Annotated in this window: 13 protein-coding genes and 1 riboswitch; of the genes, 10 read left to right on the top strand and 3 right to left on the bottom strand. The window is 60.6% G+C overall.

The features are described 5' to 3' along the window. The first annotated feature begins 151 nt into the window (after positions 1 to 151). Positions 152 to 472: an H-type lectin domain-containing protein gene (locus tag AC1ECK_RS29745; protein WP_480325647.1), complete on the top strand. Its 321-nt coding sequence runs from the start codon at positions 152 to 154 to the stop codon at positions 470 to 472. 51 nt (positions 473 to 523) lie between these two features. Here AC1ECK_RS29745 and AC1ECK_RS29740 read toward each other — a convergent pair whose 3' ends face one another. After that, complete coding sequence (locus tag AC1ECK_RS29740) at positions 524 to 1,114, bottom strand: TMEM165/GDT1 family protein (RefSeq protein WP_480325645.1); 591 nt, start codon at positions 1,112 to 1,114, stop codon at positions 524 to 526. Positions 1,115 to 1,127: 13 nt separating this feature from the next. Continuing rightward, positions 1,128 to 1,310, bottom strand: a riboswitch (yybP-ykoY riboswitch). 350 nt (positions 1,311 to 1,660) lie between these two features. Between AC1ECK_RS29740 and AC1ECK_RS29735 the strand changes: the two genes are divergently transcribed. The 3 genes from AC1ECK_RS29735 (at position 1,661) to AC1ECK_RS29725 (ending at position 4,764) form a co-directional block, all read left to right on the top strand. Beyond that, the gene (locus AC1ECK_RS29735; RefSeq protein WP_480325644.1) at positions 1,661 to 2,401 is read left to right on the top strand and encodes an ATP-binding cassette domain-containing protein; all 741 of its coding nucleotides are present in this window, start codon (positions 1,661 to 1,663) and stop codon (positions 2,399 to 2,401) included. Positions 2,402 to 2,435: 34 nt separating this feature from the next. Next, complete coding sequence (locus tag AC1ECK_RS29730; protein ID WP_480325642.1) at positions 2,436 to 3,461, top strand: ABC transporter permease; 1,026 nt, start codon at positions 2,436 to 2,438, stop codon at positions 3,459 to 3,461. Positions 3,462 to 3,771: 310 nt separating this feature from the next. Then, a complete protein-coding gene (locus tag AC1ECK_RS29725; protein ID WP_480325640.1) occupies positions 3,772 to 4,764 on the top strand; it encodes a sugar-binding protein in 993 nt (330 codons plus the stop codon). A 46-nt stretch (positions 4,765 to 4,810) separates the two neighbouring features. Here AC1ECK_RS29725 and AC1ECK_RS29720 read toward each other — a convergent pair whose 3' ends face one another. Continuing rightward, positions 4,811 to 5,671, bottom strand: a complete 861-nt coding sequence (locus tag AC1ECK_RS29720; protein WP_480325836.1) for a class I SAM-dependent methyltransferase — start codon at positions 5,669 to 5,671, stop codon at positions 4,811 to 4,813. Between the two features lie 127 nt (positions 5,672 to 5,798). Beyond that, entirely contained in the window at positions 5,799 to 6,107 is a 309-nt protein-coding gene (locus AC1ECK_RS29715) for a hypothetical protein (RefSeq protein WP_480325834.1), read from the bottom strand. A gap of 409 nt (positions 6,108 to 6,516) precedes the next feature. On the opposite strand from AC1ECK_RS29715, the gene AC1ECK_RS29710 reads away from it, so the two are divergent. The 6 genes from AC1ECK_RS29710 (at position 6,517) to AC1ECK_RS29685 (ending at position 12,599) form a co-directional block, all read left to right on the top strand. Beyond that, a complete protein-coding gene (locus tag AC1ECK_RS29710; RefSeq protein ID WP_480325638.1) occupies positions 6,517 to 6,810 on the top strand; it encodes a GYD domain-containing protein in 294 nt (97 codons plus the stop codon). A gap of 60 nt (positions 6,811 to 6,870) precedes the next feature. Then, complete coding sequence (locus tag AC1ECK_RS29705; RefSeq protein WP_480325636.1) at positions 6,871 to 7,074, top strand: hypothetical protein; 204 nt, start codon at positions 6,871 to 6,873, stop codon at positions 7,072 to 7,074. A gap of 78 nt (positions 7,075 to 7,152) precedes the next feature. Next, complete coding sequence (gene glnA, locus AC1ECK_RS29700; protein WP_480325634.1) at positions 7,153 to 8,658, top strand: type I glutamate--ammonia ligase; 1,506 nt, start codon at positions 7,153 to 7,155, stop codon at positions 8,656 to 8,658. Between the two features lie 314 nt (positions 8,659 to 8,972). Continuing rightward, positions 8,973 to 10,484, top strand: coding sequence for a sugar ABC transporter ATP-binding protein (locus AC1ECK_RS29695; RefSeq protein WP_480325632.1), 1,512 nt, complete (start codon positions 8,973 to 8,975; stop codon positions 10,482 to 10,484). A 19-nt stretch (positions 10,485 to 10,503) separates the two neighbouring features. Next, complete coding sequence (locus AC1ECK_RS29690) at positions 10,504 to 11,529, top strand: ABC transporter permease (RefSeq protein WP_480325630.1); 1,026 nt, start codon at positions 10,504 to 10,506, stop codon at positions 11,527 to 11,529. 128 nt (positions 11,530 to 11,657) lie between these two features. Then, positions 11,658 to 12,599 carry a substrate-binding domain-containing protein gene (locus AC1ECK_RS29685; protein ID WP_480325628.1) on the top strand — a complete coding sequence of 314 codons (942 nt, stop codon included), beginning with the start codon at positions 11,658 to 11,660 and terminating at the stop codon, positions 12,597 to 12,599. The last annotated feature ends 57 nt before the right edge of the window (positions 12,600 to 12,656 follow it).

The following is a 12,656-nucleotide window of genomic DNA, read 5'->3' as shown; positions in this document are numbered from 1 at the left end:
TGCATCCACGCCGACGTGATTGGCCCAACACATCCTGACAAGGTTCACAGGTTGTTTGCCGACGGCCCACGCTCTAAAACTGAATTGCAGTGACCCACCGCGAAACTGCGTATTTTCGCGGATCAATATCATCCATATCTGGAGAATTGCAATGGCAGAAAGAATCGTCAGCACGCATTCGATCGGCAAATTCACTTCGCCGCCCAGCACGCAATGGCTCAATTCGCCGCTTACGGTCAGAGTGCCGTTTCCGGCGGCGTTCTCTCGCACGCCGGTCGTCACCGTCACCACGCTACAGGATCCCAACTACCCCGGCAACCTCAACGACACGTTTGCGACGACCGTGGTCAAGGTGACGAATACGGACTTTACGCTCCGTGTCGTCCGCGTCGACACGGTCAAACCGAACTACTCCGCTTACGGCTGGGACCAGAATCTGCAACTCGCGTACACGGCCGAAGTGCCGGCGTAACGTAACGCCTACTGCAATCTTGCGATACGCGCCGCGGGATACCCAGGCGCGTTAGAACATCGGATGTGCCGCCGGATAGAGCGCCGTTCTCAAAGCGAATCCTCCGAGCACGACAAAGATAATGGCCGCAAGGACGTGCACGGCCTTGGTCGGCAAGCGGTCGGCGAACTTGTGCCCAAGATAGATGACCGGTACGTTCGCCAACATCATGCCCAGTGTGGTGCCCGCGACGACGCCGAAGAATTCGTGAAATCGCGCGGCCAGAGCAATGGTCACGATTTGCGTCTTGTCGCCCATCTCGGCGAGAAAGAAGGTCACGGCCGTCGTGCCGAAAACGCCCAGCGTATTTTTCGTTATCGCCGCATCGGCGTCGTCCAGCTTGTCCGGAATCAGAATCCACACCGCCATCACCGCAAACGACGCGACGACTGCCCAGTTCAGGATGCCCGGACTCAGAACGCTCGCAAGCCAGGCCCCGAGCGCACCGGATGCCGCATGGTTGATCAGTGTCGCGACCAGCACGCCAAGGATGATGGGAATGGGCTTGCGATATCGCGCAGCCAGCACGAGGGACAGGAGTTGCGTTTTGTCGCCAATCTCGGCGAGCCCGACAACGCTGGTCGAAACGAGGAAAGATTGCATGGGATGTTGTACCCGGGCCGCGCTGAAAAAACGCGATGACACGCATTCCGGCGACCCGGTTAGGTCGGAATGCGTGTCATCGGTCTTGCCAGGCATTTAGCTGCGCGCGCCATGGTGAGTCTTGCGACTCGCCAAGTATGTTGACGTGCGCCCTCGAACATCGCGTTCGAGGCGGCTACTCCCCAATGAGCAGGCGCGATTCTATCGCGCCGGGTATGACAAATGCAACCTCTCGGTATGGACGGTCGCAAACGCCATTTTCCTGACTGAAGACTCGCTGCACAGTGAGTCTTCAGTCAGGACGAGCCATCGATATTACACAATCCTTTCGGTAATGCAATGGCGGGCAGCGATTTTCGTGCATCGCAACACCGTAAGCCGGACACCGACGTCATTGCGCCGCGGATTAACAGGCAACCTCAGGCAACCTAAGTAGTCTTGCCCCAAGGCGCCGTTGTGCTATAAAAAAGCTAGCTAGAGCATGCATGTCTACCGGTCGCCCGGCCGAAAAAACGGGCGGCTCCACCGGAGCGAGCGCGACAATCCATGAGTCTTCTGGAGCTCAGAGGCGTTTCCAGGCACTTCGGCGCCATTCACGCCGTGACCGACATGACCTTCAGTCTGGAGCCGGGCCAGGTGGTCGGGCTGATGGGAGACAACGGAGCCGGGAAATCGACGCTGGTGAAAGTCATCGCCGGTAACTTTCCCCCTTCGCACGGCGAAATCTTCATCGACGGCAAGCAGGTGCATTTCAGCAAGCCCGTTGATGCCCGCGCTCAGGGAATCGAAGTCGTCTATCAGGACCTGGCGCTTTGCGACAATCTGACGGCGGCCGCAAACGTCTTCCTCGGCCGTGAGCCCCGGGTCGGTTTCGGGCCCTTCCGCGTTCTCGATCACGCGAGCATGTACCGGCGCGCCGGTGAACTGTTCAAGCAACTGAAATCCGAAACCCGTCCCCGTGATCTGGTCCGCCAGATGTCGGGAGGCCAGCGGCAGGCTGTGGCGATCGCTCGCACGCGCCTGTCCGAAGCGCGGCTCGTCATCATGGACGAGCCGACGGCTGCGATCAGCGTCCGCCAGGTAGCGGAAGTGCTCGATCTGATCAAACGCCTGTCCGAACATGGTGTTGCGGTCATTCTCATCAGCCACCGCATGCCCGACGTGTTCGCGGTCGCCCACCGTGTGGTGGTCATGCGGCGCGGGCGCAAGGTTGCGGACAAGAACATCGCAGCGTCTTCTCCGGAAGAAGTAACCGGCCTCATCACCGGAGCCATCCCCACTGCCTGAACCTCTGACCCTGCTTTGCACGGGAGCCCAGAAATTGAACGATCAGCCGGAACGGCCCACCCGCTTGCCGACCTTGCTTGACGATCCGCAAGCCGTGAAGACCCATACCCGTTGGACGGGGCTTCTCGCGAGCCAGGTGTTCTGGGTGGTGCTCGCCACGATCGTCGCCTGCATCCTGCTCTCGTTCGCAACCTCGACCTTTGCGACGCCGCAGAACCTGTTCAACGTCACGCGCAACTTCGCCTTCGTCGCAATCGTCGCGCTCGGCATGATGGCGGTGATCATCACGGGCGGCATCGATATTTCGGTCGGCTCGACCATCGGCATCAGCGGTATCGTCCTCTCGGTGGTCATGAATGCCGGCTATCCGATCTGGGCCGGCATCGGCATGGGGCTCTTGACCGCAGGGATCGTCGGCCTCGTGAACGGCCTGCTGATCGCCTATCTCGGCATGCAGCCGTTCGTCGTGACGCTCGGCATGCTGAGCATCGGCCGCAGCCTTGCGCTGGTGATCTCCGGCAGCCGGACCATTTTCGATTTCGGTCCCGACGGCAGCAAACTCCTGGCACTGGGCGGCGGCGCGACCTTCGGCATCGCCAATCCGGTGTGGTTCCTGGTTGTCCTTGCCATACTGTTCTGGTTCGCCTTTGCCTGGACGCGCTGGGGCCGCTATGTCTTCGCGGTCGGCGGCAACCGCCATGCGGCGAATCTTACGGGGGTGCCGGTGCGTCGGGTCATCTGCTCCGTCTATGTCCTCGCCGGCCTGATGGCGGGCGTCGCGGCAATTCTCGAAGTCGGCTGGCTCGGCGCTGTCACGACAGGTCTCGGCACGGGCGACGAATTGCGCGTGATCGCCGCGACCGTGATAGGCGGCACCAATCTCGTGGGCGGCGTCGGCAGCACCTTCGGGACCATCGTCGGCGCCGCGCTTATCGAAGTCATCCGCAACAGCCTGATCCTGCTCGGGGTCGACTCGTTCTGGCAGGGCACGCTGGTTGGCGCCTTCATCATCGTCGCCGTGCTCTTCAACCGGCTCGGCGGCGAGCGGCAAGAAGATTGAAATGTCTTCCGGTGCACCGGCCTCACTGACGCCGGTGCGACGGGAAGTGCGGCCGGATGCGATGCGGAACGGCCGGGCGCACAGGTTCACAAGATGCGAAGGTTCCGCGCGGAGGGTAAAGCTCGAACGCGGGCTTTCCTTGTGACTATGATGAAAATTGGAGCGAGCAGAGATGAGCGCCGCGCACCCGGCGCCAACAGCTTTGCATGGGACCGGAGTAAGTGCTCTGCATGAGACCAGAGTAACGTGCTAAAGCACGAACTCTGGTCGACAGCTAAAGCGCTAACTCTGGTCGACAAAGGAGGAAACGATGAAAAAAGCTTTGATGTATCTCGCCGCGATCGGAGCATTCGCGATGATCGCCTCCCCCACCTTCGCAGCCGATAAAACCCTCGCGCTGGTGGTGAAGGGTCTCGACAACCCCTACTTCGATCTCATGCACCAGGGATGCGACCGGGCGAACAAGGAACTCACCAAGGAGGGCTACACCTGCTACTACACCGGCCCCGCGACGGCCGCAGACGAAAGCGCAGAAGTACAGATTATCGACGACCTGCTGACCAAGGGCGTATCGGCCATCGCGATCTCACCCTCTAACGCCCCGGCCGTGGCCGAAGTGTTGCGCCGCCGCAATGTGACGATCCCGGTCATCACCGCGGATGCCGATCTGCTGCCGAAGGACGCTTCGCTGCGCAAGAGCTACGTCGGCACCGACAATTACGAGCTGGGCGTCAAGCTCGGCGAGCAGTTGAAGTTGCTGATGCCGAAGGGCGGCAATATCTGCCTCGTGATGGGCAACCCCGCAGCCGAGAACATCAACCAGCGCGCCCAGGGCACACGCGACGTACTCTCCGGCAAAAAGGGCATCGCGAAGCTCGCCGGCGAAAACGGCTGGCACGAGATCAGCGCCTGCCCGCTCTACGTGAACGACGACGCCGCGAGAGCGAATCAGATGATGCAGGACACGCTGACCGCCAACACCAACAGTCTCGACGCCTTCGTGCTCGAGGGCGGCTGGCCGCTGTTTGCCCCGCAGGCTTATTCGCAGGTGGTCGCCCCGATCATGTCGAAGATCGAGAGCGGCAAGTTCGTGATCGTCTCGGCCGATACGCTCGGACCGGAACTGCAAGCCCTCAAGGACCACAAGGTCAATGTCCTCGTCGGCCAGCGGCCGGAGGAAATGGGCTATCAGGCGGCCATGGTCATGCAGGAGCTGGCGCAAGGAAAGTCGGTGAAGCCTGTGATCCACACCGGCCTTGACACCTGCACCTGGAAAAACGCCGATACCTGCCTTAAGCATTGAAGGCAGGCAGGATCCGTTGCAAAGCACCCGGCAAGCGGACGGGCGGCTAAGTATTGGCCACCAGCAGCTCTTCCGCATTGTCCGGCGGACGCAGACCATCTGTTCTGCCAACGAAGTAGCGCTGGGTCAGATCCGCCGCCGAAACATGCTGCGCTTCCCTGAAGCCCGCTTCGCGAGCCAGCGCCAACATCTCCTGCGGGGTGAAGAAGCTGAGAAACGGTGTCCCGCTTGCTCGCGCGCCCTTCTCCGCCATCTCGAGCCCAGGACGCACCTCGGGATCCGCGAGTTCCAGTGGAAGCAGGAACGTCATCGCGAGCGTCGATCCTGGCGCGAGCGCTGCAACCTCGCGCAGCGTGGCTGCGTTCGCCTCCCTGGTGAGATACATGCTGACGCCCGTGGAGACCACGATGGCCGGCTTGCTGTCATCGAAGCCAGCAGTCACGAGCCCGTCCCGCCAGGAACCGCCTGCCTCGAAATCGACCGGCACGAAGCGCAGCCACTCCGGAACGCCAAAGCCGAGTTCGATCAGGCGATGGCGCTTCCATGCCTGAGGACCCGGCTGGTCGATCTCGAACACCTTGAGGTGGGACGCGATCTCCGGCCTGCGCTGGGCGAAGCTATCAAGGCCGGCGCCGAGGATGACGTACTGAGTCAACCCGCGGCCGGCCTGCGCCACGACCAGATCTTCGATGAAGCGGGCACGAGCCACGATCGAGGCGCGAAAGGGCCGCGTGAACTGCGGGTCCATGTCCCCCCGTTGACGCCAGCCTTGGTCCGGAGCCAGCAGTTGAAGGCCGATCCTGTCTTCCAGCACATGCGGTGGCGAGTCGGCCTCGACATGCAGGGCACGCCATAAGGCGACTCGTGCTGCCGTGCTGTCGGGCGTTGCATATTGCTGCTCGGTCATGTCTTTCAACTCTCTTTATCCAGGTCCGCAGGTAGTCGCGGGCGCGCGGCAAGCAAACGCGAATGGCTAAACCGTCATTCGGCTTCCTAACAGACTGCATCGACCACGCACGCTGCGCGGAAAACGTTTAAACAGCCGGCAGGTCATCAATACATTTTTCGACGTGGCCATCCGGAACGTCCGTATCGATGCCGTCGACGCCATTGGTGTGAGCGACCGCCTTGATTTTCGGTCCCAGAAAGCGCCTGCCGCCGAGAGTGAAAAGGGACCAGATCACATCGCCCGCATAGATCGCATTGACCGCTACGGCCACCTCGACGATCGCGGGTGGCGACGACCACTCGTTCGTCTTCGCATCGATGAGCGCCCAGCGCACGTGCGTGACGCGGTCGTTTGCAGGGCTAATGCGCACGCCATCAATCGCATACGTAGCCATTTCACCTCCATCGCTTTTGAAAAGGAATCGGAGCCCGGAACCGCCCATTCAATTCTCATGCAAATCGAATCAGATCAGCCGGACCTTTGGAACATATCGATTTCCATCGTCACGATCGCATAACTCATCATTCTTCTACGAATGCGCTTTCATTTCCAGTACGGGTCGTCACGCTACACGCTGGCCTTGAACCAGACTATCAGATTAACCCAATACGGCACCATATTCATCTACTGCCGTATTGCAAGGCGTGCGTCGAAACGGCCTGGACAAACATCTCATCGCGCACGATTTCCATTGCCTAAAATCAAGGTGCGCACGAAGCGGTGCTGCAAACAGCGCGCTACGACGCTGGTGGTATCGCCAGGCGTATGAATAACGCCAGGTTTCAATCCGAAGGAGAATTGTCATGGCGACCTATGTTGTTCTTTCACAGTTTACGGATCAAGGCATCCGCAACATCAAGAACAGTCCGCAACGGGCCAGTCAGGTGGCGGAAATGGCCAGGGGTTTCGGCTGCGAGATGAAAGAAGTCTACTGGACGCTCGGCCAGTACGACATCGTCTCGATCATCGATGCACCCGACGAGCAAAGCTTCGCGGCATTCGGCTTTGCGATCGGCTCAGCGGGCAATATCCGCACGCAGACGCTGCGTGCCTTCACCAAGAGCGAACTCGGGGCGATTCTGGGCAAGCTGCCGTAAGACGCATAGCGTGTACGCGAACCGCTAACGTTGCAGAACCGTTTCTCAGGAGATCGCACCATGAACGCAGATAGCAGCGGGAACGTCCGCGCTTTCGTACAGATTGCCGAACAGGCCGGCGCCTATGTCTGGGTTATCACGCTAGTCGATTTCACGGCGCAGCAGGTCAAGCGCTCGCTCGTTTCGGACGAAACCTACACGACGCGCGCCGCTGCTCAAGACGCCGGCGACGCCCATCTGAAAGCACTGGCTGAAGATCGCTAGCCTTCAGCAGTCCGTTGTGTTTCGCATGCGGACTTGTCGGGTTGGAGATCGGGCAAATGGCCAAAGAGGAGAAATCCGATGTCCACCACGCAAGAACCTTCCGCTGCGCCTTTCGAGGTCTCCGTCGAGGCAGGCAGCTACCGTGTCACCCGGCCGCAAAGCGCGAGCGATGTCAGCGATCTGGTTAGACAAAACGCCGTGCAGATCGTCGATCTGAAATTCACCGACCTGCCGGGTCTCTGGCAACACTTCTCGATTACGCTCCCTGAAATCCACGACGACCTGTTCAGCGCCGGAATCGGTTTCGACGGATCGTCGATCCGCGGCTTTCAGGAGATTCACGAGTCCGACATGCTGCTCAGGCCCGACCCGACGACCGCCTTTATCGATCCCGTATGCGCCACCCCGACGCTGTCGATTATCTGCGACGTGGTCGACCCGGTGCTGCAACAGCCGTATTCACGCGATCCGCGCTACGTCGCTAAAAAAGCAGAAAACTATCTACGCCAGACCGGTATCGCCACCACCTGTTATTTCGGACCCGAGCTCGAATTCTTCATCTTCGATTCGATCCGCTTCGGACAGGATCAGCATTGTGGCTACTACTACGTCGAATCCGCCGAGGGCGACTGGAACACCGGGCGCGATGAGGGTGCGTATGGCGGCGGCAATCTCGGCTATAAGCAGCGCTACAAAGAGGGCTATTTTCCGGTGCCGCCGCACGACACGCTGCAGGAGATCCGCTCGGAAATCGCGCTCACGCTGCAGCAGGCAGGCGTACAGATCGAAGTGCATCACCATGAGGTGGCGACCGCCGGTCAGAACGAAATCGACATGCGTTTTGCGGCGCTCACGCGCATGGCCGACAACGTCATGATCTACAAGTACATCTGCAAGAACGTCGCGCGGCGGCACGGAAAAGTGGCGACCTTCATGCCGAAGCCGCTGTTCGCCGACAACGCGAGCGGCATGCACTGCCATCAGAGCCTATGGAAAGACGGGCTGAATCTCTTTTACGACGCGGCCGGCTGGGCGCTGACTTCCGAACTGTGCCGCTGGTACATCGGCGGCCTGCTGAAACACGCGCCCGCACTGATGGCGTTCTGCGCGCCGACGACCAACTCATACAAGCGTCTGGTGCCGGGATACGAGGCGCCGGTCAACCTGGCGATGTCGCAGCGCAACCGTTCGGCCGCTGCGCGTATCCCGATGTATTCCGCCTCGCCGAATGCGCGGCGCGTCGAGTTCCGCTGTCCGGACCCGTCGGCCAATGCGTATCTTGCGTTTGCAGCGATGCTGATGGCCGGCCTTGACGGTATTGAGAACAGGTTCGATCCGGGCGACCCGCTCGACCGCAACATCTACGATCTTTCGCCCGAAGAGGCCAGCAACATACAGCAGGTGCCCGGTTCGCTCGAAGCGTCGCTCGCTGCGCTGGAAGGCGACGACGCATTTCTGCGCAAAGGCGACGTTTTCACCGACGACGTCATCCAGACCTGGATCGCATACAAGCGAAAACACGAAATCGACACGCTCAAACTGCGGCCGCATCCTTGGGAGTTCTACCTTTACTTCGACACTTAAAGCAGACAAATGCACTGGCCGATTTATTGCACTGCACACTAAACAGAACGCGCGCAATGACAAATAGTGGGAAATAAGCGCGCGAGATGTTCACATACGATGAACACGTTTACCTATGATATTAGGGTATGCCTAATTGAGTCGCTGCCATCTGGCGGCGTAAGATCGTGGCACATCGGTTTGGGGGCACCAGGCATGTGTCTGGCTTCTCGTTGCGATTTCAGCCGCGCTCCGCGGCAACACCCGGCGTCTGCTCACTCCGCATCTCGCACTGAGGTCGGCGGCTGCGGCGGCATTGTCTTCAGTTCCGCGCCATGACCCCGCTCATTTCCGTCAACAGGCTCAGCAAGAGCTTCCCCGGCGTGCGGGCGCTTCACGAAGTCCAGTTCGAACTGATGGCGGGTGAAGTGCACGCGCTGATGGGCGAAAACGGCGCCGGCAAGTCGACGCTGATGAAGATACTGGCCGGCGTCTACACCCGCGATTCGGGCGAATTCCTCTATGACGGCCAGCCGGTCGAATTCTCGAGCCCGCGCCAGGCGCAGGCCGTGGGCGTATGCATCATTCATCAGGAACTCCAGTTGATGAATCATCTGAGCGTCGCCCAGAATATGTTCATCGGCCGCGAGCCGCGCGGACGCCTCGGCCTGTTCCTCGACGAAGACAAGCTCAACGCGCAGGCGCGTGACATCCTGGCCCGCATGCATGTGAATCTCGACCCACGCGCCGTGGTCGGCACGTTGACGGTCGCCAAACAGCAAATGGTGGAGATCGCCAAGGCCCTGTCCTTCGATTCGCGCGTGCTGATCATGGACGAGCCCACCTCGGCGCTCAACGACGCCGAGATCGCCGAGCTGTTTCGCATCATCGGAGAGCTGAGGAGCCGTGGCGTCGGCGTCATCTATATCTCCCACAAGATGGATGAGTTGAAGCAGATCGCCGACCGCGTCACCGTATTGCGTGACGGCGAATATGTCGCCACCGTCACCGCCAAAGACACCAGCGTCGAAGCGATCATCGGCATGATGGTCGGGCGCACGCTCGCCGACGTCGAGCCTTCGCACGGCGCCGCGGACAAAGGCGAGGTCGCGCTAGAAGTCAGGAATCTGAACGCCGGCCCGCTCGTCAGGGATGTGAGTTTTGCATTGCACAAAGGCGAGATATTGGGCTTTGCCGGCTTGATGGGAGCCGGGCGCACCGAGGTCGCGCGCGCGGTGTTCGGCGCCGATCCGGTCGAATCCGGCGAGATCGTGGTGAAAGGTGCGAAGGCGACAATCAGGAGACCGAGCGATGCGGTGGCGCGCGGTATCGGCTACCTCTCGGAAGACCGCAAGCGCTTCGGCCTTGCTACCGGCATGGACGTCGAATCGAACATCGTCATGTCCAACCTGCGCAAATTCCTGTCGTTCAACTTCTTCTTGCGCCGCACGACGATGCGCCGGACCGCCACCCATTTCATCAAGCTGCTGGCCATCCGTACGCCGTCGGCGACGCAACCGGTGCGGCTGCTCTCGGGCGGCAATCAGCAGAAAATCGTCATTGCCAAATGGCTCGAGCGCGACTGCGACGTGCTGTTCTTCGACGAGCCGACGCGCGGCATCGATGTCGGCGCCAAAAGCGAGATCTACAAGCTTCTGCGCTCGCTCGCCGGGCAAGGCAAGGCGATCGTCATGATCTCGTCGGAGCTGCCGGAAATCCTGCGCATGAGCGACCGTATCGTCGTCATGTGCGAGGGCCGAATCACCGGCGAACTCTCCGCCAAAGAGGCGACACAAGAGCGCATCATGCATCTGGCCACGCTGCGCGAAACCCTAAAAGCGGCATGAATCTCCAGAGGTCCATTTCATGACAATGCCATCGGATACGCCGGCCCTAGGCAACAAGGAAACTTCTTCGGGACTTCGCGCCCGCATCTTTGCGCCGGCCGCCCTGCAAAAGCTGCTCGCCTTCGGCAGCCTGATCCTGCTGCTGGTGTTCTTCAGCTTCGCGTCGCCCGCGTTCATGCAGATGGACAACATGCTTGGGATTTTGCAAGCGACGGCGGTCAACGGCGTACTGGCCATCGCCTGTACATTCGTCATCATCACCGGTGGCATCGACTTGTCAGTCGGCACCTTGATGACCTTTACGGCCGTTATTTGCGGCGTGTTTCTGACCTACTGGCATTTGCCGATGTGGACCGGCGTCCTCGCCGCGATTGGAACCGGCGCAGTCTGTGGAACCATTTCGGGCACCCTCACGGCGAAAATGAAAATACCGCCGTTCATTGCCACCCTGGGCATGATGATGCTGCTCAAGGGGCTTTCGCTCGTCGTCTCGGCCGACAAGCCAATCTACTTCAACGACACCGAAAACTTCTACATGATCTCGCAGGATTCGCTGATCGGTTATGTGCTGCCGAGCGTGCCGATTCCGAACGCGGTGCTGATCCTGTTTTTTCTCGCGGTGGTGAGTTCGATCACACTCAATCGCACGGCGCTCGGCCGCTATACGTTTGCGCTCGGCAGCAACGAAGAAGCCGTCCGCCTGTCCGGCGTCAACGTCGATCGCTGGAAGATCGCCATTTATGCGCTGGGCGGCGCGATTTGCGGCATCGCCGGGCTGCTGATCGCCTCGCGCCTGAATTCGGCCCAGCCGGCGCTCGGCCAAGGCTATGAACTCGAAGCGATCGCCGCCGTGGTGATCGGCGGGACTTCGCTGAGCGGCGGTGCGGGCACGATTCTCGGCACGATCATCGGCGCATTCATCATGAGCGTGCTGACCAACGGCCTGCGCATCCTGTCGGTCGCTCAGGAGTGGCAGATCGTGGTAACCGGTCTCATCATCATTCTCGCGGTCTATGCGGATATTTTGCGGCGCAAGAAAAGCTGAGGCAGCGCGGGAGAAGCTCGAGATCGGGATCAGGTTCGGAATCGGGAAAACCGGAATCAAGAAAAGGGAGCGCCAAAGGCTCCCCCAACGGCTGCAGGTTGATGGCCCACCTTAGGAGGAGATACCCCATGTTGAAAAGAACACTCATCGGCGCCGTACTCGGCGTCGGCGCACTCGTTGGCGGGACGAGCGTCACACTCGCGGACGAACCCTATATCCCGCTGATCTCGAAGGGCTTCCAGCATCAGTTCTGGCAGGCCGTCAAGGCCGGCGCCGAGGCGTCGGCGAAGCAGCAGAACGTCAGGATCTCTTTCGAGGGTCCGGAAACCGAGGCCATGGTCGACAAGCAGATCGACATGCTTTCGGCCGCGCTCGCCAAGAAGCCCCAGGCGCTCGGCATCGCCGCACTCGACAGCAAGGCGGCCATTCCATTGTTGAAGCGGGCGCAAGCTCAAAAGATCCCGGTTATCGCGTTTGACTCGGGCGTCGACAGCGACATTCCCCTGACGACCTGCGCAACCGACAATCTCGCTGCGGCTGCCCTCGCCGCCGACAAGATGGCCGAGGCGATCGGCAACGCCGGCGAGGTCGGCCTGATCGTGCACGACCAGACGAGCCGCACCGGCGTCGATCGCCGCGACGGCTTCCTGAACGAGATGAAGACGAAGCATCCGAACATCAAGATCGTTTCGGTTCAGTATGGCGGCGGCGACCATCTGAAGTCGGCGGAAATCGCCAAGACAATGATCCAGGCCAATCCGAATCTCAAAGGCATTTTCGGCGCCAATGAAGGCTCGGCGGAAGGCGCCGCAATCGGCGTCAAGGAAGCGGGCAAGAAGCTTGTCCTGATCGGCTACGACTCGGGCAAGGAGCAGAAGGAGGACATCAACTCCGGCCTGATGTACGGCGCGATCACGCAGAACCCGGTCGGCATCGGCAAGTGCGTGGTCGATTCCGCGGTGAAGGCGATGAAGGGCGAGACGCTGCCCAAGAAAGTCGACACCGGCTTCTACTGGTACGACAAGACCAATATGAGCGATCCGAAGATCGCGGCCGTGCTCTACGATTGACCGTTGCCGCCACGGCGCGGCGAGTGAGGAAGGGTCGCGGGGGGGGGGGGGGAGAGA

This window comes from Paraburkholderia sp. SSBN10T, from assembly GCF_056619545.1.
The sequence above is the reverse complement of the archived record's forward strand: the minus strand, read 5'-3'. Positions and strand labels throughout refer to the sequence as shown.

What these genes read in the sequence shown, in the direction of transcription:
- AC1ECK_RS29715 (WP_480325834.1), bottom strand. Translation starts at nt 6,107, where the DNA reads ATGGCTACGTATGCGATTGATGGCGTGCGCATTAGCCCTGCAAACGAC.
- AC1ECK_RS29725 (WP_480325640.1), top strand. Translation starts at nt 3,772, where the DNA reads ATGAAAAAAGCTTTGATGTATCTCGCCGCGATCGGAGCATTCGCGATG.
- AC1ECK_RS29735 (WP_480325644.1), top strand. Translation starts at nt 1,661, where the DNA reads ATGAGTCTTCTGGAGCTCAGAGGCGTTTCCAGGCACTTCGGCGCCATT.
- AC1ECK_RS29705 (WP_480325636.1), top strand. Translation starts at nt 6,871, where the DNA reads ATGAACGCAGATAGCAGCGGGAACGTCCGCGCTTTCGTACAGATTGCC.
- AC1ECK_RS29695 (WP_480325632.1), top strand. Translation starts at nt 8,973, where the DNA reads ATGACCCCGCTCATTTCCGTCAACAGGCTCAGCAAGAGCTTCCCCGGC.
- AC1ECK_RS29745 (WP_480325647.1), top strand. Translation starts at nt 152, where the DNA reads ATGGCAGAAAGAATCGTCAGCACGCATTCGATCGGCAAATTCACTTCG.
- AC1ECK_RS29690 (WP_480325630.1), top strand. Translation starts at nt 10,504, where the DNA reads ATGACAATGCCATCGGATACGCCGGCCCTAGGCAACAAGGAAACTTCT.
- AC1ECK_RS29710 (WP_480325638.1), top strand. Translation starts at nt 6,517, where the DNA reads ATGGCGACCTATGTTGTTCTTTCACAGTTTACGGATCAAGGCATCCGC.
- AC1ECK_RS29685 (WP_480325628.1), top strand. Translation starts at nt 11,658, where the DNA reads ATGTTGAAAAGAACACTCATCGGCGCCGTACTCGGCGTCGGCGCACTC.
- glnA (WP_480325634.1), top strand. Translation starts at nt 7,153, where the DNA reads ATGTCCACCACGCAAGAACCTTCCGCTGCGCCTTTCGAGGTCTCCGTC.
- AC1ECK_RS29720 (WP_480325836.1), bottom strand. Translation starts at nt 5,671, where the DNA reads ATGACCGAGCAGCAATATGCAACGCCCGACAGCACGGCAGCACGAGTC.
- AC1ECK_RS29740 (WP_480325645.1), bottom strand. Translation starts at nt 1,114, where the DNA reads ATGCAATCTTTCCTCGTTTCGACCAGCGTTGTCGGGCTCGCCGAGATT.